The sequence below is a fragment of the Microbacterium sp. P5_B6 genome (genome assembly GCF_056400345.1).
The window spans coordinates 1-23169 of the sequence record NZ_JBFULL010000004.1; the positions used below are offsets into that span (position 1 = coordinate 1).

The 23169-nt window shown below is 65.3% G+C and carries 20 protein-coding genes and 3 rRNA genes; 18 read left to right on the forward strand and 5 right to left on the reverse strand.

Features of this window, described 5'->3' with window-relative positions:
* Window positions 1–106 precede the first annotated feature (106 nt).
* The 7 genes from AC1DP3_RS06620 (at window position 107) to AC1DP3_RS06650 (ending at window position 7342) form a co-directional block, all read left to right on the forward strand.
* Complete coding sequence (locus AC1DP3_RS06620; protein WP_477292361.1) at window positions 107–814, forward strand: GAF and ANTAR domain-containing protein; 708 nt, start codon at window positions 107–109, stop codon at window positions 812–814.
* Entirely contained in the window at window positions 811–1539 is a 729-nt protein-coding gene (locus tag AC1DP3_RS06625; RefSeq protein WP_477292362.1) for an ANTAR domain-containing protein, read from the forward strand. Before AC1DP3_RS06620 ends, AC1DP3_RS06625 begins: the two co-directional genes overlap by 4 nt.
* A gap of 41 nt (window positions 1540–1580) precedes the next feature.
* Window positions 1581–1976 (forward strand): hypothetical protein, encoded by a 396-nt coding sequence (locus AC1DP3_RS06630; protein WP_477292363.1) that lies wholly within the window; start codon window positions 1581–1583, stop codon window positions 1974–1976.
* Between the two features lie 227 nt (window positions 1977–2203).
* Window positions 2204–3607: a glucuronate isomerase gene (gene uxaC / locus AC1DP3_RS06635; protein ID WP_477292364.1), complete on the forward strand. Its 1404-nt coding sequence runs from the start codon at window positions 2204–2206 to the stop codon at window positions 3605–3607.
* Window positions 3607–4995, forward strand: coding sequence for a mannitol dehydrogenase family protein (locus AC1DP3_RS06640; RefSeq protein WP_477292365.1), 1389 nt, complete (start codon window positions 3607–3609; stop codon window positions 4993–4995). Before uxaC ends, AC1DP3_RS06640 begins: the two co-directional genes overlap by 1 nt.
* Before the next feature lie 7 nt (window positions 4996–5002).
* Window positions 5003–6241, forward strand: a complete 1239-nt coding sequence (manD, locus tag AC1DP3_RS06645) for a D-mannonate dehydratase ManD (RefSeq protein WP_477292366.1) — start codon at window positions 5003–5005, stop codon at window positions 6239–6241.
* 45 nt (window positions 6242–6286) lie between these two features.
* Window positions 6287–7342, forward strand: a complete 1056-nt coding sequence (locus AC1DP3_RS06650; protein ID WP_477292367.1) for a LacI family DNA-binding transcriptional regulator — start codon at window positions 6287–6289, stop codon at window positions 7340–7342.
* Window positions 7343–7401: 59 nt separating this feature from the next.
* Here the strand turns inward: AC1DP3_RS06650 and AC1DP3_RS06655 are convergent, their stop codons facing one another.
* Entirely contained in the window at window positions 7402–8502 is a 1101-nt protein-coding gene (locus AC1DP3_RS06655) for a fatty acid desaturase family protein (RefSeq protein ID WP_477292368.1), read from the reverse strand.
* A 137-nt stretch (window positions 8503–8639) separates the two neighbouring features.
* Window positions 8640–9962 carry a CoA transferase gene (locus AC1DP3_RS06660; protein WP_477292369.1) on the reverse strand — a complete coding sequence of 441 codons (1323 nt, stop codon included), beginning with the start codon at window positions 9960–9962 and terminating at the stop codon, window positions 8640–8642.
* A gap of 566 nt (window positions 9963–10528) precedes the next feature.
* Here AC1DP3_RS06660 and AC1DP3_RS06665 point away from each other — a divergent pair.
* The 9 genes from AC1DP3_RS06665 to AC1DP3_RS06705 all read left to right on the forward strand — a co-directional run bounded on the left by AC1DP3_RS06665 (window position 10529) and on the right by AC1DP3_RS06705 (window position 19931).
* Window positions 10529–12050 (forward strand): 16S ribosomal RNA (locus AC1DP3_RS06665).
* Between the two features lie 461 nt (window positions 12051–12511).
* Window positions 12512–15615: ribosomal RNA gene (locus AC1DP3_RS06670) — 23S ribosomal RNA — on the forward strand.
* Window positions 15616–15717: 102 nt separating this feature from the next.
* Window positions 15718–15834, forward strand: a 5S ribosomal RNA gene (rrf, locus tag AC1DP3_RS06675).
* The 16S, 23S and 5S rRNA genes sit together here, the layout of an rRNA operon.
* Before the next feature lie 117 nt (window positions 15835–15951).
* Window positions 15952–17262, forward strand: a complete 1311-nt coding sequence (gene tyrS / locus AC1DP3_RS06680) for a tyrosine--tRNA ligase (protein ID WP_477292370.1) — start codon at window positions 15952–15954, stop codon at window positions 17260–17262.
* 13 nt (window positions 17263–17275) lie between these two features.
* Entirely contained in the window at window positions 17276–18103 is an 828-nt protein-coding gene (locus tag AC1DP3_RS06685) for a DUF4184 family protein (protein WP_477292371.1), read from the forward strand.
* A 131-nt stretch (window positions 18104–18234) separates the two neighbouring features.
* The gene (locus AC1DP3_RS06690; protein WP_477292372.1) at window positions 18235–18540 is read left to right on the forward strand and encodes an NIPSNAP family protein; all 306 of its coding nucleotides are present in this window, start codon (window positions 18235–18237) and stop codon (window positions 18538–18540) included.
* Window positions 18541–18604: 64 nt separating this feature from the next.
* Window positions 18605–19003: a hypothetical protein gene (locus tag AC1DP3_RS06695; protein ID WP_477292373.1), complete on the forward strand. Its 399-nt coding sequence runs from the start codon at window positions 18605–18607 to the stop codon at window positions 19001–19003.
* Between the two features lie 10 nt (window positions 19004–19013).
* A complete protein-coding gene (locus tag AC1DP3_RS06700; RefSeq protein WP_477292374.1) occupies window positions 19014–19571 on the forward strand; it encodes a putative immunity protein in 558 nt (185 codons plus the stop codon).
* A gap of 66 nt (window positions 19572–19637) precedes the next feature.
* Window positions 19638–19931 (forward strand): hypothetical protein, encoded by a 294-nt coding sequence (locus AC1DP3_RS06705; protein WP_477292375.1) that lies wholly within the window; start codon window positions 19638–19640, stop codon window positions 19929–19931.
* Between the two features lie 41 nt (window positions 19932–19972).
* Here the strand turns inward: AC1DP3_RS06705 and AC1DP3_RS06710 are convergent, their stop codons facing one another.
* Together AC1DP3_RS06710 and AC1DP3_RS06715 are read right to left on the reverse strand one after the other, a co-directional pair.
* Window positions 19973–20788, reverse strand: coding sequence for an alpha/beta fold hydrolase (locus AC1DP3_RS06710; protein ID WP_477292376.1), 816 nt, complete (start codon window positions 20786–20788; stop codon window positions 19973–19975).
* A 69-nt stretch (window positions 20789–20857) separates the two neighbouring features.
* Entirely contained in the window at window positions 20858–21670 is an 813-nt protein-coding gene (locus AC1DP3_RS06715) for a PfkB family carbohydrate kinase (RefSeq protein ID WP_477292377.1), read from the reverse strand.
* A gap of 156 nt (window positions 21671–21826) precedes the next feature.
* Here AC1DP3_RS06715 and AC1DP3_RS06720 point away from each other — a divergent pair, with 156 nt between their 5' ends.
* Window positions 21827–22171: a hypothetical protein gene (locus tag AC1DP3_RS06720; protein WP_477292378.1), complete on the forward strand. Its 345-nt coding sequence runs from the start codon at window positions 21827–21829 to the stop codon at window positions 22169–22171.
* A 14-nt stretch (window positions 22172–22185) separates the two neighbouring features.
* Here the strand turns inward: AC1DP3_RS06720 and AC1DP3_RS06725 are convergent, their stop codons facing one another.
* Window positions 22186–22632: a MarR family winged helix-turn-helix transcriptional regulator gene (locus AC1DP3_RS06725; RefSeq protein ID WP_477292379.1), complete on the reverse strand. Its 447-nt coding sequence runs from the start codon at window positions 22630–22632 to the stop codon at window positions 22186–22188.
* Between the two features lie 190 nt (window positions 22633–22822).
* On the opposite strand from AC1DP3_RS06725, the gene AC1DP3_RS06730 reads away from it, so the two are divergent.
* A complete protein-coding gene (locus AC1DP3_RS06730) occupies window positions 22823–23158 on the forward strand; it encodes a DUF7882 family protein (protein ID WP_477292380.1) in 336 nt (111 codons plus the stop codon).
* Window positions 23159–23169 lie beyond the last annotated feature (11 nt).

Genomic DNA, 23169 nt, shown 5'->3' on the forward strand with positions numbered 1-23169 from the left:
CCGCCACCCGACCACCACGTCACCGTGCGATGCGCCGATGCGAGGCGGCAGATGTCAACGGGTTTGCCTCGGATCGCCCAGAGGCTAGCGTGGAGTGGGAGGAGACATGAGTGAGGACATGACGGCGGCCATCGCGGCACTCGAGAACTCGCACCCCCACTCGGAGCGGTTCAGTGAGACCTTCGTTGCCCTCCTCCCGGTATCCGGAGCGGCCGTGTCCACGCTGGGAGACGTGCTGGGCAGTGAGACGCTTTCTGCGTCCGACGAGCACGCAGCACGGCTCGACGAGGTCCAGTTCGACCTCGGCGAGGGCCCCTGCTGGGATGCCCTCCGCGTCGCCGCTCCGATCGCCGAGCCCTCGCTGCAGCTCAACGGCGCCGCGCGCTGGCCGTCCTTCGTCGATGCCATCCGGGACGAGCCCGTCAGCTCGATCTTCGCGTTCCCGCTGATCGTCGGACCCCTGCGACTCGGCGCGGTCGACCTCTATTCGCGCACCCCCCTGAAGCTCGATGCGGCCGAGGTTCACCGGGCGTCGACGCTTGCCGCCGTCGCGGGGCGTCGGGTGCTGCGCGAAGCGCTCGGCACGTCGGACTCGCCGACCGACGTCGACGCCAACCCGCGCACGCGCAGGGTCATCCAACAGGCGACGGGGATCGTTCTCGCCCAGCTGGATCTGCCACCTGACGACGCCCTCCTCATCATCCAGGGGCACGCGTTCGCGACGAGCCGCTCGATGATGGAGGTTGCGACGGAGATCGTCGACGGCAGCCTCGCCTTCCGCTCGCGGAGCGGCCGGATCGAGGTGCTGCCGTGAACCGGACCACCCGCGAGGCGCAGCTGCTCCAGACATTCGCGAGGCTGGCCGACACGCTCGTCGACGACTACGACGTCGTCGACCTGCTCCAGTCCCTGGTCGATGCGTGCCGGGACCTTCTCGACACGACAGCGGCGGGGATCCTCATCGCCGACCAGAACGGCAACCTCGAGGTCATCGTCTCCACGAGCGAAGCCAGTCGCCTCGTCGAGGTCATGCAGCTGGGTGCCGAGGCCGGGCCCTGCATCGAGTGCTATCGGACCGGCGCCCCTGTCTCGCTCCCGTCGATCGTCGACGCTCCCGCCGGGTGGGAGCAGTTCCGCGACAGCGCGCTCGAGCAGGGATTCGCATCCGCCGAGGCGATCCCGCTCCGCCTGCGCGACGCGACCATCGGCACCCTCAACCTTTTGAATGCCGAACCGGGGCGACCTTCGGAGGAGAACCTGATCGCCGCACGGGCGTTCGCCGACGTCGCCACGATCGGCATCCTGCACGAGCGGTCGATCCGGGAGTCCGAGACGCTCACGGAACAGCTCCAGCTGGCACTGAGAACGCGCGTGGTGATCGAGCAGGCGAAGGGCGTGGTGTCGCACACGAACGGCGTCCCCGTGGACGCGGCGTTCGACCTGATCCGCGCGTACGCCCGCAGCCACCAATTGCGGCTGAGCGACGTCGCTGTGCGCCTCGTGAACCGCGAGCTCCGCCTCCCGACCGACTCCCAGTGACCTCCCTGTCTGGTTCCCCCAGGCAGGCGTAGCATCAGAGAGTGCCCGAGACCCCGGTACAGCTCAATCGAGCGAAACGGAGGGGCCTCGTGAAGCTGCTGAGCAACAGTGCTGGCGCATATCTCACAGGCGATGACATCGCAGACGCGGTACTGCGCTACGGCGCGGCGCTCGCAAATGAGCAGCGCGTGGATCTGGTCGACGTCCCGCACGTCATGACGGACGACCACGGAGCCATCGGCACCGTCCGGCTGAGCGTGGGATGGCAGATCGACGTCAACGCCGCTCATCACCCGGGTGAACACGCCGAGTTGTCTGACCATCCAGTTCTGATGGATCTGATGACGAGGGCGCAGAGCCTCCACTCGAGTGGAGACACCCCGCTGACCCAGGACGACATCGCCTTCCTCGCCGAGATGGAAGAGTACGACCTCTGACCGCCGAGGGACGGTGGCGGCACCGCTCTGAGCACGCCCGCGCCGCGAGGTAGCCGCCACCTCCTCGTCACCTCGCGTCTCGGGCGTGCGCTCGTCTCCGGGTGGAACAACCGATTGCCGGTGTCCGTACCCGATTTCCCTGCCGCGCTCCTTTGCTCAGAGCCATCGGCCTTCTGCGGCGATGGCAATCGGTTGACAGAATTCGAGTCGGCCGAGATACTTGAGTCATGTCACCGACGACCGGCACCAGCACCACGGCACTTCTGCCGGCCGACGAGGCGACCCGCGAGATCGCCCTAGACCTGTACGGCGAGATCGCCGACGCCCCGATCATCTCGCCGCACGGTCACGTCGATCCGCGCATGCTGCTCGACGACGCGCCTTTCCCTGACCCGGCCGAGCTGCTCATCCGGCACGATCACTACGTCACCCGGCTGCTCTTCGCCTCGGGCGTCTCCTTTGCCGACCTCGGAATGGACACCGCCGCGCCGCAGGATCCTCGTTCTGTCTGGCGCCGGCTGGCGGCCCACTGGCATCGGTTCGCGGGCACCGCGAGCGGCTATTGGCTGCAGTACGAGTTGGCCGCCCTCTTCGGCGTCCATGACGATCTGTCGGACTCGAACGCCGATGAGATCTACGACCGCATCGCGACAGTCCTGCGCGAGCGCGACTTCCGACCTCGGGCCCTGTTCGACCGCTTCGGCATAGAACTGCTCGCGACGACCGACGATCCGCTCGACGATCTGTCGGTGCACCGGGCGATCGCGGCCGGACGCGTGGTCGCGGGTAGGGTCATCCCGACCTTCCGACCGGATGCCTATCTCGATCCTTCGACGGCCGGTTTCGCCGACCGGATCCAGGCGCTCCACGATGCCACCGGACGCGCCGGAACATTCGAGGGCTACCTGCACGCCCTCGAGGATCGTCGGGCGCACTTCGTCGCCCACGGAGCTGTGTCCGCCGACCATGGCGTCCTCGAGCCGTTCACCGCCGACCTGTCGGCGACCGATGCGGAGCGGCTCTATCGGGGCGCTCGTGAAGGGCGCCTCGATGGCGCGGAGCAGCGGCTCTTCCGCGGACACATGCTCTTCCAGATGGCGCGCATGAGCGTGGCTGACGGGCTCGTCATGACGATCCATCCCGGTGTCAGCCGCAACCATCACGCGCCCACGTTCGAGGCGTTCGGCCCCGACACCGGGCACGACATCCCGGTCCAGACCGAGTACACGCGCAATCTCCGCCCTCTGCTGAACGCCTTCGGCACCGCTCCGGGCTTCCATGTGATCCTGTTCGCGGTGGACGAGACGGTCTACTCGCGCGAGGTCGCTCCGCTCGCCGGCTTCTATCCCAGCGTCTTCATCGGTGCGCCGTGGTGGTTCCTCGACGCTCCCGACGCCATCCTGCGGTTCCGCAGCGCCGTCACCGAGACGGCAGGCCTGTATCGCGGCAGCGGCTTCATCGACGACACCCGCGCGTTCCTCTCGATCCCGGCGCGTCACGACATGGCGCGTCGCCTCGACGCGGGCTTCCTGGCGCGGCTGGTGCGCGAGGGACGCGTCGGCATTCCCACTGCCCGACGCACCGCGCGCGATCTCGTGGATGAGATCCCCCGAAAGGCGTTCAAGCTGTGATGGCCGAGCCGCTCGGTGAAGCCGTCCTCGCTCGGCGGGGCGGGCCTGCCCGCCCAGGGCGCGTGCGCATCGTCCATATGGGCCTCGGCAACTTCCATCGCGCGCATCAGGCCTGGTACACCGCGCACACGACGGATGCCGCGGACTGGGGGATCGCCGCGTTCACCGGTCGCTCCCCGCTCCAGGCGGAGCTCCTCCAGGCCCAGCAGGGCCTCTACTCCCTCGTCGTTCGAGACGATCAGGCGGACCGCGTCGAGATCGTGCCGAGCATCCTCGAAGTCCACGATGCCTCCCGCCTMGACCGCTTCGTAGAACTCCTCGCCGACCCCGTGGTGGGGGTCGTGACGCTCACCGTCACCGAGGCCGGGTACCGACTCCACCCCACGGGCGCCCCTGACCTCGCTGATCCCGCGACGCGCGATGACATCGCCGCTCTCAGGGCGGCGTTCCAGAGCGGGAGACTGACGGATGCCGCGCCCGCCGGCGCTCTGTCGCGCCTGCTCCTCGGGCTCGAGGCGCGCCGGCGGGCTGGCGCCGGCCCGATCGCCATCGTGCCGTGCGACAACATCCCCGACAACGGCGCGTATGTGGCGCGAGGTCTGCGGGGGCTTGCCGCCGAGGTGTCGTCCGAGCTGGCGGAGTGGGTGGCGAGCGACGTCGCCTTCGTCGGCACCTCGGTCGATCGCATAACGCCCCGCCTCGACGGCCAAGTGGCCGCAGTGCTCGACGCAGGGTGGATCGACGCATCGCCCGTCGTCACCGAGCCGTTCTCGGACTGGGTCCTTGCCGGGGCGTTCCCCGCCGGCCGCCCCGCATGGGAGACGGCGGGCGCCCGCTTCGTCGACGACCTGGAGCCGTGGGAGAACCGCAAGCTCTGGCTGCTCAACGGCGCTCACAGCATCCTCGCGTTCGCGGGTCTCGCGAGCGGTCACGAGACGGTGGCCGACGCCATCGCCGATCCCGCCTGCCGTGAACTCGTCGAGGGCTTCTGGTCCGAGGCGGCCGCGCTCCTCCCGCCCGAGATCGAGCACACCGAGTACCGCCGCCGGCTGCTCGCCCGATTCGGCAACCCCCGCATCGTGCACCGACTCGAGCAGATCGCGGGCGACGCGACGACGAAGGTCCGGTACCGATTCGCCGCCGTCGCGGAGCGCACGGTCGCGTCGGGCGGCGACCCGACCGGATCGGCCCGCGCCACCGCGTCCTGGATCGACGCCCTGCGACAGGGCGTGATCCCCGCGGATGGCTTCGCCGGCGACATCGCGCAGAGCTTCCGCGCGCCCGACCCGGTCAGGGCGCTCGTGCGGCTGATCTCACCCCGCCTCGCGACGGACGACAGGTTCGTCGACCTCGTCACCGCCGCACTTCCCACCCACGTTCAGAAATGAGACAGAGATGATCATCGACAAGGCCGAAGTCATCGTCACGAGTCCGGACCGCAACTTCGTGACCCTGAAGATCACCACCGACGACGGACTGACCGGCCTCGGCGACGGGACCCTCAACGGCCGTGAGCTCGCCGTCGTCGCCTACCTCACCGAGCACGTCGTCCCGCTGCTGCTGGGCGCGGACGCGAGCCGCATCGAAGACACCTGGCAGTTCCTCTATCGCGGCGCGTATTGGCGGCGGGGTCCGGTCACCATGGCCGCCATCGCGGCGGTCGACATGGCCCTGTGGGACATCAAGGGCAAAGCGGCCGGGATGCCGGTGTACCAGCTCCTCGGCGGTGCGAGCCGCAACGGACTGATGGCCTACGGGCATGCCTCCGGCAAGGAGCTGCCCGAGCTCTTCGACTCGATCCGCGCGCACCAGGAGCAGGGATACAAGGCGATCCGGGTGCAGACCGGCGTTCCGACGCTCAAGGCGATCTACGGGATCGCCGCCCAGGGCGCCGACGTCGGCGACGCGTCGGTGCGCTACGACCACGAGCCCGCGCGCCGCGGCGCCAAGCCGGTCGAGGAGGACTGGGACACCCGCGCCTACCTCAACCACCTCCCCGGCGTGTTCGAGGCTGTCCGCAATGAGTTCGGCCCCGACATCCCGCTGCTGCACGACGGCCACCACCGCATGACGCCGATCCAGGCGGCCAGGCTCGGCAAGGATCTTGAGCCCTTCGACCTGTTTTGGCTCGAGGACTGCACACCGGCGGAGAACCAGGAGGCACTGCGGCTGGTTCGTCAGCACACCACGACGCCGCTGGCGATCGGCGAGATCTTCAACACGATCTGGGACTTCAAGGACATCATCCGCGACCAGCTGATCGACTACGTCCGCGGCGCCGTCACCCACATGGGCGGCATCTCGCCGCTGAAGAAGACCCTCGACTACGCCGCGATGTACCAGATCAAGTCGGGCATGCACGGCCCGACCGACATCTCGCCGGTCGGCATGGCGGCCGCCATGCACCTCGGTCTCGCCATCCACAACTTCGGCATCCAGGAGTACATGCGTCACGGCGAGAAGACCGACCAGGTGTTCCAGCAGTCCTTCACCTGGACGGACGGCTTCCTCCACCCCGGCGACAAACCCGGTCTCGGAGTCGAGCTCGACGTCGACGGGGCGGGGAAGTACCCGTACGAGCAGGCCTACCTGCCCTACAACCGGCTGCTGGACGGCACCGTCCACGACTGGTGAGTGCGAGCGATATCGTCGAGACCGGCGCACGGTGGATGGAGTCGCATGACGGGTGATACCGGGGCAGAGCCGCTGCGCCGCAAGAAGGGCGCGGCGACGATTTACGACGTGGCAGAGCTCGCGGGTGTGAGCCCGTCGACAGTCTCGCGCGCGTTGAGCAAGCCGGGACGCATCAGCGCCGCGACCGAGGCGCGTATCAGGGCGGCGGCCGAGCAGCTCAGCTTCCGCATCAACCCGATGGCGCGAGCCCTGCACACCGGTCGCACGCACACGCTCGCGCTGGTGGTCGCCGACATCACCAATCCCGTGGTCTTCGGAATCGTCCGAGGGGCTGAGCGCGAGGCCAGCGCCGAAGGCTACACGCTGGTCATCGCCGAGTCGCAGGAGTCGGGTGCCACCGAGGCCGAGGTCGTGCAGCGGCTGCTGCCGAGCATCGACGGCGTGATCCTGGCGACGAGCCGGCTCGACGACGCCGCGATCCGGGAGCTGTCCGCCACGAAGCCCGTCATCCTCATCAATCGGGCGGTCGACGACGTCGCCGCGATCCTTCCCGATGTCGAGGCGGGTGTCGCCGCGCTGCTGGCGCATCTCGACGATCTCGGGCACCGATCGGTGGCCTACCTGTCGGGGCCCCACACTTCGTGGGTGAGCGCCCGCCGCTGGGAGCACCTGCTGGAGCACGCCGAGCGCCGGGGGATCGCGCTCGTCGAGGTCGGTCCGAACGCCCCCACCATCGAGGGCGGCCGGCAGATCGCACGGCGGGTGCGAGCGGCACAGGTGACGGCCGTCGTCGCTTTCAACGACCTGATCGCCATCGGCCTCATGCAGGCGCTCGCCGAGAACGGGGTGCGGGTTCCCGCAGAGCTGAGCGTCGCGGGCTTCGATGACATCTTCGGCAGCGAGCTCATCGTGCCGGCACTGACGACCGTGCGAGCTCAGCTCGAACAGGCCGGACAGCGCGCCGCCCGGCACCTGCTCACCGAGCTCGCCAGCGGCGTTGCCGGCGCCGAGTCTCCGCTGCTCTCGACGGAGCTCGTCGTGCGCGGGTCGACGGCGACCAGCCCAAGCGCGACAGGGCGGAATTCCCGTACCGACGCCTGACCGGCGTCCTTCGAACTGGTCGGCTTCCGTGATCTCGCCGGCCGTCGGCGCCCCTCCGATCAGACGCTCTGGCGCTGCTGCAGCAAGGGGCAGTCGAACGGATCGCGCTCGCCGAGGCCGACCCGATTGATGTAGCGGACGACGATCCCGTACGACTCCCACAGCCCCGTCTCGGTGTACCGCACCGAATGATCGCGGCAGAATTCGGCGATCATCGCCGAGGCTGCGCGAAGGTGCGGTCGGGGCATCGATGGGAACAGGTGGTGCTCGATCTGATAGTTCAGCCCGCCCATCACCGTGTCGAGAAGCCGTGAGCCGCGGATGTTGCGGCTCATCAGGACTTGGCGTCGAAGGAAGTCGACCTTCACCTCTGCGGGAACGAGCGGCATCCCCTTGTGGTTGGGTGCGAACACCATGCCCATGTACATGCCGAACAGCCCGAGCTGCACGCCGAGGAAGGCGAACGCGATTCCGGGCGAGAGCACGAGGAACACGAGCGCCACATAGCCCGCGATCCGAAGCGTGATGAACCCGATCTCCACGGGCCGGCGCCTCAGCGGCTCCCGGGCGAACACGCGCCGCACGCTCGAGGCGTGCAGCGACAAGCCCTCGAGCAGCAGGATCGGGAAGAACAGGATCCCTTGATGCGCCATCACCCAGCGGACCGGTCCTCGCCTGCTGGCCCGACGGCGATCCGCCTGCTCCGGGGTGAACGAGATGACCGGCAGCTCGATATCCGGATCCGAGCCGATCTTGTTGGGGTTGGCATGGTGTCGCGTGTGCTTGTGCTGCCACCAGCCGTAGCTCATCCCTACGAGGAGGTTGCTGATCACGAGGGTGGTCCAGTCGTTCCATCGGCCCGACCGGAAGATCTGGCGGTGCGCGGCATCGTGCCCGAGCATCGCGATCTGCGTGAGCACGATGGCCAGCAGAGCCGCGGTGAAGAGCTGCCACCACGAATCGCCGATCAGGACGAAGGCGGCGACCACCGTCCCGAGGACGAGCGGCGCGGCAGCGAGCTTCGTCCAGTAGTAGCCGTACCGGCGGCGCATCAGGCCGCTGGCGGTGACGAGCTGCGACAAGGCGGTGTACTCGCTCGGGGGCGCTCCTCCCGACGATCGGGTGGAAGCGGATGTGGAGCGGACCGGTGTGGCGGACATGAGTGGCCCTGTCGTCGTTMCCGCAGCGCGTACTCCGCGCTGCACGGATGACGGGGTCCGGGCCGTCCGATGCTCACACTACGTCGACCCGGTGCGGCGGTCTAGGCATCGTCACGAGGGGCGGGGAATGCCGCTGATCACCCGTCCCTCCAGACCGGCTCGTCCTGTCCCCACGGTCGCGGGGGAGCGAAGGCGGTGCGTCCGCCGTCATAGGCGGCCGCCGGTGCGACGGTCTCGAGGGCCGAGCCGTCCACGTCGAACTTCTGGATGTGCGCGGCCCGCTCGACGGGAGGGAAGGCCGAGGGCTTCGCCGTGCGCGGCATCCCGAGCAGTTCGGCGGCGACCCGCCGCAGCGAGGTGGCGACGTGCCACGAGCCGCCCTCGATCGCTCGCCGCCGAAGCGCGCTCATCACCGCCGCCGCCAGCAGGTAGCCGGCGCTGTGATCGAGCGCCTGTGCGGGCAGGGCTCCCGGTGTCGCGTCGTCGCGCGACTCGACCCACGAGATGCCCGACTCGGCCTGGACGATGCTGTCGAACCCGCGCCGGTCAGAGGTTCCCCAGGCCGACAGCTGCGCGATGACGATCGACGGATGCTGTGCCATCAGACCCTCAGGGGACAGCCCCAGTCGCGCGAGCCCCTCCGGGCGGTAGCCGAGCACGATGACGTCGGCGGTCTGGAGCAGTGAGTCGAAGCGTGCCCGGTCCATCGACGACGAGAGGTCGAGCAGAGTGGAGCGCTTGCCGTGTCCTGTGTCGAGGTGCTGCCACCGGATCTCGGGCATGCCCGGCGGATCCACCCGCAGCACCTCGGCGCCGAACAGCGCGAGGGTACGTGTGGCGATGGGGCCGGCGATCACCCTCGTGAGATCGAGCACGCGTACACCGGCCAACGGGGCCCCCGCCTCCGGAGAGAGCGCACGGCGGGCGGCGGTTCCGCTCCGCCCGAGGCTGACGAGGGGCTCGAGGCGCCGAGCCTCATCGGTGTCGCGCACCTCCGGGAGCACGGCCGAGCAGATGCCACCCCGGCTCGTGATCGCGCGCGAGGCCTCGCTCGCCGTCATCGACGAGAGGACGGATGCCGCGTCCTCCGCGTCCGCCTCCTCCGGCAGTTCGAGAGCCGCGCGCAGCGCGATCGCGTGGTGCGGATAGTTCCCGTGCGTGCGCACCCACCCGTCGGCCGTGCGGAAGAACCCCGACAGCGGAGCGAACGCGGTCGGCGCGCTCCCACCGAGCCGGCCATGACGCTCGCTGGCGTAGGCGAGTGCGATCCTGTCCGGATCGAGCCGGACGGTGGTCCCGCCGGCGATCTCGGCAGCGGCGAGCGAGGACGCGCCGACGGCGGACCATGCCAGTGCCCCGACCGACAGTCGCGAGGACAGGGGCACCGGATGCCGTTCCCCTGCGACCTCTGCCGACGCCTCCACGCCGAACGACGCGAGGATCTCGGTTGCGCTCGCCATGTCTGCCCTCCGTGGTGTGTAAGAGGAGTCGCTCCATGCCCCGAGCCGCGTGATTCCGCGGCTCCACCGCACGACACGCCCGGGCTGCGAGCCCGATTTGCCCAACCCCTGGATCCCACGTAAATTATTACTTGTTCGCCCCACAGGGAAGCGGAAGGGCCGAGAGCCTCACCCCCCTCAAGCGGAGAACCACCCCCCATCAGAATCCACATTCGAACTTGAGTGTGCCGGCCTTCGGGTCTATGATGGAGGTTCCACCTCGTGGACCGCGGTCATCGGCCGTGCGGAGGATCCAAGATCCCGCGCACTCCGGTTTGACAGACGGAACCTCGTGGACACACATAGAGAAGTTGCCCTGCGGGTGAGGTCGAGAGGCCTGAGCGTGGGAGCGTCCGATCCTTGAGAACTCAACAGCGTGCACTTGTCAAATGCCAAATTTACCTCGCGGTCAGCTTGCTGGCCGTTGAGATTCTTTTGAGATTAAACGGATATATGTCAGTAATGACATCCGATCGTCAGTTCAAACTCGCTCGGCAGTCCTATTCCGGATTGTTGGGTATTTTTCTTTTACGGAGAGTTTGATCCTGGCTCAGGATGAACGCTGGCGGCGTGCTTAACACATGCAAGTCGAACGGTGATGGGGAGCTTGCTCCCTGGATCAGTGGCGAACGGGTGAGTAACACGTGAGCAATCTGCCCCTGACTCTGGGATAAGCGCTGGAAACGGCGTCTAATACTGGATACGAGCTGCGATCGCATGGTCAGCAGTTGGAAAGAATTTCGGTCAGGGATGAGCTCGCGGCCTATCAGCTTGTTGGTGAGGTAAYGGCTCACCAAGGCGWCGAYGGGTAGCCGRCCTGAGAGGGTGAYCGGCCACACTGGGACTGAGACACGGCCCAGACTCCTACGGGAGGCAGCAGTRGGGAATATTSCACAATGGGCGMAAGCCTGATGCAGCAACGCCGCGTGAGGGACGACGGCCTTCGGGTTGTAAACCTCTTTTAGCAGGGAAGAAGCGAAAGTGACGGTACCTGCAGAAAAAGCACCGGCTAACTACGTGCCAGCAGCCGCGGTAATACGTAGGGTGCAAGCGTTATCCGGAATTATTGGGCGTAAAGAGCTCGTAGGCGGTTTGTCGCGTCTGCTGTGAAAACCCGAGGCTCAACCTCGGGCCTGCAGTGGGTACGGGCAGACTAGAGTGCGGTAGGGGAGATTGGAATTCCTGGTGTAGCGGTGGAATGCGCAGATATCAGGAGGAACACCGATGGCGAAGGCAGATCTCTGGGCCGTAACTGACGCTGAGGWGCGAAAGGGTGGGGAGCAAACAGGMTTAGATACCCTGGTAGTCCACCCCGTAAACGTTGGGAACTAGTTGTGGGGTCCATTCCACGGATTCCGTGACGCAGCTAACGCATTAAGYTCYCCGCCTGGGGAGTACGGCCGCAAGRYTAAAACTCAAAGGAATTGACGGGGACCCGCACAAGCGGYGGAGCATGCGGATTAATTCGATGCAACGCGAAGAACCTTACCAAGGCTTGACATATACGAGAACGCTGCAGAAATGTGGAACTCTTTGGACACTCGTAAACAGGTGGTGCATGGTTGTCGTCAGCTCGTGTCGTGAGATGTTGGGTTAAGTCCCGCAACGAGCGCAACCCTCGTTCTATGTTGCCAGCACGTAATGGTGGGAACTCATGGGATACTGCCGGGGTCAACTCGGAGGAAGGTGGGGATKACGTCAAATCATCATGCCCCTTATGTCTTGGGCTTCACGCATGCTACAATGGCCGGTACAAAGGGCTGCAATACCGTAAGGTGGAGCGAATCCCAAAAAGCCGGTCCCAGTTCGGATTGAGGTCTGCAACTCGACCTCATGAAGTCGGAGTCGCTAGTAATCGCAGATCAGCAACGCTGCGGTGAATACGTTCCCGGGTCTTGTACACACCGCCCGTCAAGTCATGAAAGTCGGTAACACCTGAAGCCGGTGGCCCAACCCTTGTGGAGGGAGCCGTCGAAGGTGGGATCGGTAATTAGGACTAAGTCGTAACAAGGTAGCCGTACCGGAAGGTGCGGCTGGATCACCTCCTTTCTAAGGAGCATCTGGCACTCTTCGGAGTGTCCAGGCGSCRGATTCGAGACACACGTTCTCGACTGTCAGCTCATGGGTGGAACATTAGACAAGGTGCGAAGGACGAGGTTCTTCATCGAGTACGCCGCTTGCGGCTGGAAAGGTGGGGGGCTGCGGAGTTCGCACATGCACGCTGTTGGGTCCTGAGGGACCGGATGCCGGGGTCTTCGGATTCTGGTGGACGAATCCTCTGGACCTTTYCTGGTTGCCCCTGTTTGGGGGCWGKYGGGGAGGGTACCGCCCGTACTTTGAGAACTACACAGTGGACGCGAGCATCTTCGAGATGACCCTTTAGGGGGCCATCTCGTAATAGATGATCTTAAAGATCATTAGTCAATTTCGAGATGATCGGTGATCGAGTAGCCAGCTTGCTGGTGTCTCGGGATCTGGTCGTACCGATTCTTTGATTTAAACTCATGTGATTTCAAGTCTTTAAGAGCAAACGGTGGATGCCTTGGCATCTGGAGCCGAAGAAGGACGTAGCAATCTGCGATAAGCCTCGGGGAGTGGATAAGCACACTTTGATCCGAGGGTGTCCGAATGGGGAAACCCCGCTGGGCGGCGTGCCGACCCAGTGACTCCCGCCTGAATATATAGGGCGGGTAGAGGGAACGTGGGGAAGTGAAACATCTCAGTACCCACAGGAAGAGAAAGCAACCGCGATTCCGTTAGTAGTGGCGAGCGAAACCGGAACAGGCTAAACCGAGTACGTGTGATATCCGGCAGGAGTTGCGTATTCGGGGTTGTGGGACTTTTCGGGCTGCTCTGCCGAGCAGCCGGCGTTACAAGAAGGTATAGACGAACGGTTTTGAATGGCCGGTCATAGAGGGTGCGAACCCCGTAGTCGAAATGCCTCTCTTGACGCGAAGAGTATCCCAAGTAGCACGGGGCCCGAGAAATCCCGTGTGAATCTGTCAGGACCACCTGATAAGCCTAAATACTCCCAGATGACCGATAGCGGACAAGTACCGTGAGGGAAAGGTGAAAAGTACCCCGGGAGGGGAGTGAAATAGTACCTGAAACCGTTTGCTTACAAACCGTTGGAGCCTCCTTAGTAGGGGTGACAGCGTGCCTTTTGAAGAATGAGCCTGCGAGTTAGCGATACGTGGCGAGGTTAACCCGAGTGGGGTAGCCGTAGCGAAAGCGAGTCTGAATAGGGCGATTCAGTCGCGTGTCCTAGACCCGAAGCGAAGTGATCTATCCATGGCCAGGTTGAAGCGACGGTAAGACGTCGTGGAGGACCGAACCCACTTAGGTTGAAAACTGAGGGGATGAGCTGTGGATAGGGGTGAAAGGCCAATCAAACTTCGTGATAGCTGGTTCTCTCCGAAATGCATTTAGGTGCAGCGTTGCGTGTTTCTTGCCGGAGGTAGAGCTACTGGATGGCCGATGGGCCCTACAAGGTTACTGACGTCAGCCAAACTCCGAATGCCGGTAAGTGAGAGCGCAGCAGTGAGACTGTGGGGGATAAGCTTCATAGTCGAGAGGGAAACAACCCAGACCACCAACTAAGGTCCCTAAGCGCGTGCTAAGTGGGAAAGGATGTGGAGTTGCTTAGACAACCAGGAGGTTGGCTTAGAAGCAGCCACCCTTGAAAGAGTGCGTAATAGCTCACTGGTCAAGTGATTCCGCGCCGACAATGTAACGGGGCTCAAGCACGCCACCGAAGTTGTGGCATTGACATTATTGGTAGGCCTTCGTGGTCCAGCCGTGTTGATGGGTAGGAGAGCGTCGTGTGGCCAGCGAAGCGGCGGTGTGAACCAGCCGTGGAGGCCACACGAGTGAGAATGCAGGCATGAGTAGCGAATGACGTGTGAGAAACACGTCCTCCGAAAGACCAAGGGTTCCAGGGTCAAGCTAATCTTCCCTGGGTAAGTCGGGACCTAAGGCGAGGCCGACAGGCGTAGTCGATGGACAACGGGTTGATATTCCCGTACCGGCGAAGAACCGCCCCAACCAATCCAGTAATGCTAAGTGTCTGAATCCCTTTGACTGATCCCTTCGGGGTGACGCGTTGGGCCTAGCACACGACCCTATGCTGAGGCGGTTAGCGTATTAACAGGTGTGACGCAGGAAGGTAGCCCATCCCGGGCGATGGTAGTCCCGGGGCAAGTGCGTAGGCCGAGCTGTAGGCAAATCCGCAGCTCACATAGGCTGAGACACGATGCGGATAAAAAGTGGGTGATCCTATGCTGCCAAGAAAAGCATCGACGCGAGGTTCAAGCCGCCCGTACCCCAAACCGACTCAGGTGGTCAGGTAGAGAATACCAAGGAGATCGAGAGAATCGTGGTTAAGGAACTCGGCAAAATGCCCCCGTAACTTCGGGAGAAGGGGGGCCTTCGACGTATTAGGACTTGCTCCGAAAGCGTTTGGAGGCCGCAGAGACTAGTGGGTAGCGACTGTTTACTAAAAACACAGGTCCGTGCCAAGTCGCAAGACGATGTATACGGACTGACGCCTGCCCGGTGCTGGAAGGTTAAGAGGACCGGTTAGCCGCAAGGCGAAGCTGAGAATTTAAGCCCCAGTAAACGGCGGTGGTAACTATAACCATCCTAAGGTAGCGAAATTCCTTGTCGGGTAAGTTCCGACCTGCACGAATGGCGTAACGACTTCCCAACTGTCTCAACCGCGAACTCGGCGAAATTGCATTACGAGTAAAGATGCTCGTTACGCGCAGCAGGACGGAAAGACCCCGTGACCTTTACTATAGTTTGGTATTGGTGTTCGGTGTGGCTTGTGTAGGATAGGTGGGAGACTTTGAAGCATGGACGCCAGTTCATGTGGAGTCATTGTTGAAATACCACTCTGGTCACTCTGGATATCTAACTTAGAACCGTAATCCGGTTCAGGGACAGTGCCTGATGGGTAGTTTAACTGGGGCGGTTGCCTCCCAAAAAGTAACGGAGGCGCCCAAAGGTTCCCTCAACCTGGTTGGCAATCAGGTGTCGAGTGTAAGTGCACAAGGGAGCTTGACTGTGAGACTGACAGGTCGAGCAGGGACGAAAGTCGGGACTAGTGATCCGGCAGTGGCTTGTGGAAGCGCTGTCGCTCAACGGATAAAAGGTACCTCGGGGATAACAGGCTGATCTTGCCCAAGAGTCCATATCGACGGCATGGTTTGGCACCTCGATGTCGGCTCGTCGCATCCTGGGGCTGGAGTAGGTCCCAAGGGTTGGGCTGTTCGCCCATTAAAGYGGTACGCGAGCTGGGTTTAGAACGTCGTGAGACAGTTCGGTCCCTATCCGCTGCGCGCGTAGGAAGTTTGAGAGGATCTGACCCTAGTACGAGAGGACCGGGTTGGACGAACCTCTGGTGTGTCAGTTGTTCCGCCAGGAGCACCGCTGATTAGCTACGTTCGGGATGGATAACCGCTGAAAGCATCTAAGCGGGAAGCCGGCCTCAAGATGAGACTTCCATGCCTTCGGGCGAGAGGCTCCCAGCCAGACTACTGGGTTGATAGGCCGGATGTGGAAGCGCGGTAACGCGTGAAGCTGACCGGTACTAATAAGCCGATGACTTGATAACACACCGTTTATGGTGSTTGCGTCCACTGAGTGGTTCTCGATGTACGGTCGAGAACCGCACCAACAATGACTTTGTTTGTGCAGACTGAAACATCAATAGTGTTTCGGCGGCCATAGCGTGAGGGAAACGCCCGGTTACATTCCGAACCCGGAAGCTAAGCCTCACAGCGCCGATGGTACTGCAGGGGGGACCCTGTGGGAGAGTAGGACACCGCCGGACTTACTTCATGAAACGGCCACCCAACGCTGGGTGGCCATTTCACGTTAACAACCACCCAACGCTGGTGGCCATTTCACGTTAACAACCACAATTGTCTCTGCTGGTAGCCTGAAACGCGTGTCTGAACCCCTGGTGAACGCGCTTTCCCCCGCGAACGACCCGTCCTTCGAGAACGTCTGGGACGAGATCGTGTGGCGCGGGCTGGTGCACGTGTCGACTGATCAGGATGCGCTGTCGGCGCTGCTGGGCGGCGACCCCATCACGTTCTACTGCGGCTTCGACCCGACCGCCCCGAGCCTGCATCTYGGCAACCTCGTGCAGCTGCTCACGATGCGTCGGCTGCAGCTCGCCGGTCACAAGCCGCTCGGCCTCGTCGGCGGTTCGACCGGCCTCATCGGCGACCCCCGGCCCAGCGCCGAGCGCACGCTCAACACGAAGGAGACCGTCTCGGAATGGGTCGGCTACCTGAGGGCGCAGGTCGAACGCTTCCTCAGCTTCGAGGGTGACAATGCCGCGCGGATCGTGAACAACCTCGACTGGACGGCGCCGCTGTCCGCGATCGACTTCCTGCGCGACATCGGCAAGCATTACCGCGTCGGCAAGATGCTGAGCAAGGACGCGGTGAGCGCGCGGCTCAACTCCGAAGCCGGCATCAGCTACACCGAGTTCAGCTACCAGATCCTGCAGGGCCTGGATTACCTCGAGCTGTTCCGAAGCTATGGCTGCGTCCTGCAGACGGGCGGCTCTGACCAGTGGGGCAACCTCACCAGTGGTGTCGACCTGATCCACTACGTCGAGCATTCGCCCGTGCACGCGATCGGCACGCCGCTCATCACGAACAGCGACGGCACCAAGTTCGGCAAGAGCGAGGGCAACGCGATCTGGCTCGATGCGGCGATGTGCAGTCCATACCGCATGTACCAGTTCTGGCTCAACACAGACGATGCGGACGTGATCCCGCGGCTGAAGATCTTCACCTTCCTCACCCGCGCCGAGATCGAGGAGTACGAGCGTCTCGTCGGGTCGGAGCCCTTCCGCCGTGCGGCGCAGAAGCGACTCGCGCTCGAGGTCACCACGTTCGTGCACGGCACGGATGCGACGGCCGCCGTAGTGGCGGCATCCGATGCCCTCTTCGGGCAGGGTGATCTGACCGGACTCGACGCTCCGACCTTGCGCAGCGCGCTCGAGGAGCTGCCCCATGCACACATCGCGAAGGGGTCGTCCGTCGTCCAGGCGCTCGTCGACACCGGCCTTGTGTCGAGCCTCAGCGAAGGCCGACGTGCCGTCGCGCAGGGTGGAGTGACACTCGACGGCGAACGCGTTTCGGACGAGGCGGCCGTCGTGGTCGGTTCGCTTCCCGGCGGAGCGTCGGTGCTTCGCCGGGGCAAGAAGACTCTCGCCGGGCTCTTCGTGGGACAGGGCGACTGAGCCGCCGGCAGCGATGCCGTTCACTCCCAGTCACGCGATCGTCGCGCTGCCGTTCGTCGGCACGCGGCTGATCCCGGCAGCGATCGCGGTCGGAGCGATGGCGCCGGACCTGCCGCTCTTCGTCCGCTTCTCGCCGCTGGGCTACGCGCGCACCCATGATCTCCAGTGGCTTCCCGCCACCGTGCTGCTTGCCCTGGTGCTGCTCCTGGTCTGGCGCAGCGTCCTGCGTCCCGCCTCTCGCGAACTCGCGCCGCGGTGGCTCGCCGCGCGGCTTCCGCAGGAATGGGATCGCGGAGCGGGGCCTGCCGCGCGGGAGACCCTCGGCATTCGGGAGCCGGTTGACGGGCAGTCCCCACGCGGTGGACGAGTGTCATGGATCCGGATGCTGCTCCTCCTCGCATCCCTCGCGCTCGGGGTCGTGAGCCACATCGTGTGGGATCTCTTCACCCATGAAGGCCGCTGGGGTGTCAGGCTCGTCCCGGCGCTCGGGGAGCAGTGGGGCCCGCTGCTCGGCTACAAGTGGCTGCAGCACGGCTCGAGCGTCGTCGGGATGATCGTCCTCGCGGGCTGGGTCCTCTGGTGGCTGGGACGCCGGGAGGCTGCAGCATCCGTCCCCCGTCTTGTGCCCAACTGGCTGCGCTGGACCTGGTGGCTGTCGTTGCCGATCTTCCTGGTCGTGGCCTGGAGTGCGGGGCTTGTTGCGTTCGGACCGCTCGACAGCGAGTTCGCTGCCGCTCACCTCGGCTATCGGGTCCTGCCGCCGGCGTGTGCGCTGTGGGCGATCATCACCGGGATCCTGGCGGTCGGCATCCAGGTCTCTCGCTCGCTTCAGCGACGGTGATGAGCGGCCGTCGTTCTTCACCGTCGCGGACGGTGGGCGCTTCTGCCAATCGTGCGTGAGATCCGGCCAGAAGCAGTCCGGAGCCGTGCGGTCTGACGGTCCTCGGTTCCCGGTGGCCGCACAATCGGGAGGTGATCAGCATCCACCTGCGCTACGAGATCGACCCCGACAAGCTCGAGGACTTCACCCGCTATGGACGGGAATGGATCCGGCTCGTCGAGAAGCTCGGTGGCACCCACCACGGGTACTTCATGCCCAGTGAAGGCGACAGCGACGAGGCGTTCGCGCTGTTCACCTTCCCCTCGCTCGCGGACTACGAGGCATATCGGATCGCCTCCTTCTCGGACCCGGAGTGCGTCGCGATGTTCCAGTTCGCGCGCGAGACGCGGTGCATCCGCCGCTACGAGCGCCGCTTCCTGACGCCCGTCTTCGACTGACCTGCTTCGTCCCGGTCGACGCGAGTGTCGTGCCGGTGTCGGCGGTCCGGCATAGGCTCGCGCCGTGGCCGCCCTCGACGATCTGCGATCCATCACCAGCGGGCTGCCGGGCAGCGAGGAGCGCGCGACGACCGGCGGCGGTGCGTGGTTCATCCGCGGCAAGCTCTACGCGTGGGAATGCCACCCCTGGCCGAGCATCCCCGCCGACGTGAGGGAGATCATCGCCACGGAGCTCGTCGTCGGGGTGAAGGTCGCCGACCGCGTGGACGCGCTGGCACTGGTGGAGATGGCGCCTGAGGTCTTCCTGCGCACCACCACGCCGTGGGGCGAGCCGAAGGTCGCGTTCCGCATGGCGGTGATCGACCTGGAGCATCTGGGGGAACTCGTGACGGAGGCGTGGCGCCTGCAGGCTCCCCGGTACCTGCGCCGGGAATTCGACGGCGAGGGCGCGGGAGCGGTGTGAGACTGACGCCATGCCTTCCGCCCAGACGCTCAGCGAGAGAGACCGACGGCTCGTGGCGGCTTGGGCGGCGGACTGCGCGGAGCGTGTGCTCGTCCTGTTCCAAGCCGAGGCTCCCACGGATGACCGACCGCGGGACGCCGTCGCCCGTGCGCGGTCCTTCGCGCGAGGCGAGCTCGGTGCGGCGGAGGAGATCCGCCGTCGCTTCGTCGCCGGCCGGGCAGCGGCCGGCGTTTCGTCACCTGCAGCCGTCGCGGCAGCGCGGGCCGCCTCGCAGGCATCGGCTGTCGCGCACATGGGCGCGCACGCTCTCGGGGCGGCAGCGTACGCCGCAAAGGCGGCCGGGCTGGCTGCCGCTGATCGGCAGCGGGCGGTGGATGACGAGATCCGGTGGCAACTCGGCCACATGACTCCCGAGGTCACGGCAGCGCTCCGACGACTGCCGCCGCTCGGCGAGGATCCCGCGGGTCCGCTCGGATCGGGCCTCCTGAGCAGGGGCGTCCTCGCTTGGACCATCCGCGCGCTCCAGGCGGGAGTGGCGGCTGCCGGAGATGACGGGGGCTCTGATTGACTGGGCGTACACCCGCGCTCCGGCGGCAACCCGAAAGTCGAAATGCCCGTGAACTCCCCTCCGCCGGTGACCCGCCGAATACAGCTGACGCTCCATAAGCCCCGGTTCGCGCTCTACGGCGGCATCCGCCCCACGCTCATCATCGCCGGGCGGGGCCAGCCGGTGCAGTGGGGCATCGGCACATGGCAGGTGCCGACGGACGAGACCGTCGTGCTGCGGGTTTTCCTCTTCAACAGGCTCTGGCGATTCGGCGAGGCGGAGATCGCACTCGAGGCGCATCACGCGCCCGCGCTCGAGTACCGGGCTCCGGTTCTCCCGTTCGGGCCTGGCCGGTTCGCCGCGCACGACGAGACCCCCTGAGCTTTCGCGAGGAGACCGGGCGCTGATCAGCCGAGCAGCTTTCAGCCCGACGGCGTGACGTGGGCGAGGATCGCAGACGCGACCGCTCGAGGTGCCGAATGCTGCGCCACGTGGAATCCGCCGGGGATCTGCACAAGCCGCCCGACCGGCGCGGCATCGCGCAGTCGTCGGCACCACTCGAGTCCGGCGATGGGATCCCGCGACCCCCGGACGACCAGGAGCGGGCAGGGAAGACCGGGAACGCGCTCCTCGAGGCGATACGCGAGCATGTGGCGCAGCTGGGTCAGATACCACGGCACGCCGCAGCGGAGGTAGTCGGTCAGGACGATGGCATTGGCCCCGGGCGGCTCGCCCAGCGTGTCGACGGCCAGGGCTGCCGACTGGGCGAGCATCGTTCGATGGGCCGCGTCGGCAACGGGTCCCATGATCACGACATCCGTCACCAGGTCGGGGCGCTGGAGGCTCGCCTCCACCACCCATTGGGTGCCCATGGAGTGGCCCATCAGGACGACAGGCGCGACACCGAGTGAGTCGATGACCCGACCCAGTCCTTGGGCCATCGCCGGGACGTCGAGGTCGGTGGGCGGTTTGGGGAGGCCCGCGAAGCCGGGGAGGTCGATCGAGAAGACCCGGCGCTCGRCCGCGAGGACGTCGTGGAGACGTGAGAGATAGCGGTGCGACACACCGATGCCGTGGATGAGGACGATGGCCGGACGGGAGTCGGTGCTCTCGGGGCCGGAGGCGAGGACGCGGAAAGCGAGCGCATCGACCTCGACCCGCCAGACATCCGGGACGCTGGGCGGCGCCGCGGGATGCGCGCTCGACCGGTCGACGCGAGGGGGTGCGAGGCGAGCCATGTCCCGAGTCTCATCGAACAGGCCCGCGCGAAGAAGGGCTGTCCTCGCGGGATGCCGCGTGCTAGTCAGTCACGAGCTCCGGTAGTCGTCGAGTCGCTGCAGCGCCGGCTGCGAGTGGGCATCCTCGACGGCCGCGGCGCCCACCAGGCACGCGCGATGCAGCGCCTCAGGGAGAGGATCTCCGCGCAGGATGCCCAGTGTGAGTGCAGCGGCGAACGCGTCGCCCGCCCCTACGCTGTTGACCGCTCGCGCCGCTCGTCCGTTCGACTCGGCCACCACCTCGCCGCGGGCCAGCAGGCGCGCGCCGCGAGAGCCGAGGGTCACCGCGACGAGCGGGGCGGTCCACAGGCCGGGGAGCGCCGCATATTCGTGCTCGTTCATGATGACCAGGTCAACGCGGTCGCGGACTGCTGCGCTCAGCATCCGGGCCGGTGATGCGTTGATGGCGACGAATCCGTCGGTGGCCGCGACCGCCTGCTCGATGACGTCGTCGGCCACTTCGAGCTGCGCGAGCACGGCACCGTGGGGAGGAACCTCGACCCGACTCGCCTCTATTCGGCTGTTGGCCTCAGAACAGACCACGATCGAGTTCTCGCCGGTCGAATCCACGACGATGATCGCCGTGCCGGTCTCGCCGGCCACTCTCTGGACAGGAGAGATGTCTACTCCCGCTGACGCGAGGGACTCGAGGATCGTCGTTCCCGCGGCGTCCGCGCCGACGGCGCCGACAAGTCGCACGGCTGCACCGAGCCGAGCCGCCGCGACGGCCTGGTTGGCACCCTTGCCTCCGGGGCCGCGGGTGAGCACGCCGTCCGCGACCGTCTCTCCTCGTTCTGGCGCCCGGGCCGTTGTCGCCGTCAGGTCCAGGTTTATGGCGCCCACGATGGTGAGCGGAGGCGAAGCTCTCCGTTCCGATCGCATGGACCCAGGATCGCAGATTGGATCAAGAACAGCTCCAGCGAGAATGCGGGAATGGACGGGATGTCAGATAATGGCCCCTGACGTCGTCCGGTGTCATGAGAGGAACGTGTGACGGGGATGCCCTTTCGGAATGCCACGACGCTGCAGCTGTGGCTGGACGAGTTCCTTCTGCTGCATGCCGAGACCGACGGGTCGATCCGCGTCATGGAGCAGGATGGCGCCGGAGGCGCCGACACCGGCCTGGTGAGCGTGCGGCTGACCAATGCGTCGACAGTGACCTACATCCACCCCGAGGGTGCCGGCTCGACTGCCTGGCTCGTGACCATGGAGCCGCGTGAGACCGCCGTCGTGCTCCAGTCCGATGGCGTCGCCGAACTCGCCGACGAGCTGGGCACCGTCGCACGGCTGTGCGCGTTCCTGGAGCGCAAGTCCGCAGAGTACATGGGCCTCGACAGCCCCTAGACTGTCGCCGGAATTCAGCGCGGCTTGATCGCGAGCGCGATCTCACCGAGGAGCTCGTCCAGCAGGGACGCGAAGTCCTCTGTGCGCACTTCGTCGTAGCCGCCCAGGATCCCGTCGAAGTGGTCGTCGAAACGACTCAGCGCCACCCAGGGCTCTTCCAGCAGATCGACGGTGCACGAGATGTGGATGACCCTGCGGTCGGCCTTGTCGTACTCACGCTTGACCGCTCCGCGCTCAACGAGCCGATCCACGAGAGCGGTGACGCCGGCGGCAGTGATGCCCAGATAGGCGGCGATGTCGGCCGCCCTGCATCCCGGATTGTCGCTGATGAACAGGAGCGCCTTCGCGTCGCCCTCGCCGATGCTGAGCTCGCGCCGCGCTTCTGCGAGCGCGGTCGAGCGGGCCTGTACGTAGCGGCTCAACGCCGTACGGAGCTTCGAGGGTTCCTGTCCCGTTTGCATCACGTCATCCCATCCGTTGACAGCATAGCGCCGATGACCTTGATAATCAACTCAGTGAACTATCAGCGGATTTGATTAAACGAGTGAACCATATGCTAGATTAAGGAAACGGTCCCTCACCCGCCGATCAAGGCGAGACGGATCCGACGCCGCCGATAGCTGCCGGCGGTGAAGATACGAAGGAGCCGACATGGGAAGCCTTTTCTACGGCAATGACACACACGCGATCGCCATCCCTGATCGCGTGCTCAGCCACCTCAAAGTGATCATCGCGACCAAACTGCGTCGCGGCGAATCATTCACGATCTCCTGGAAGCATCAGGACGACGTGGCAGGTGGCCGGACGACTCTGTGGATGCAGGCATCCATCCCCGTCCGCTTCATCTTCGACTCCGCAGAGGGCGAATCGCTCGACACGGAGGTGCTGCAGCGACTGGCCAACGAGGCCGGCCGTTCTGGCGGCCTCAACGTCGATCTCGACATGTTCGAACGCCGACCCGAACTCACACTCGTCGAGAGCGCCTGAGGTTCGGATGT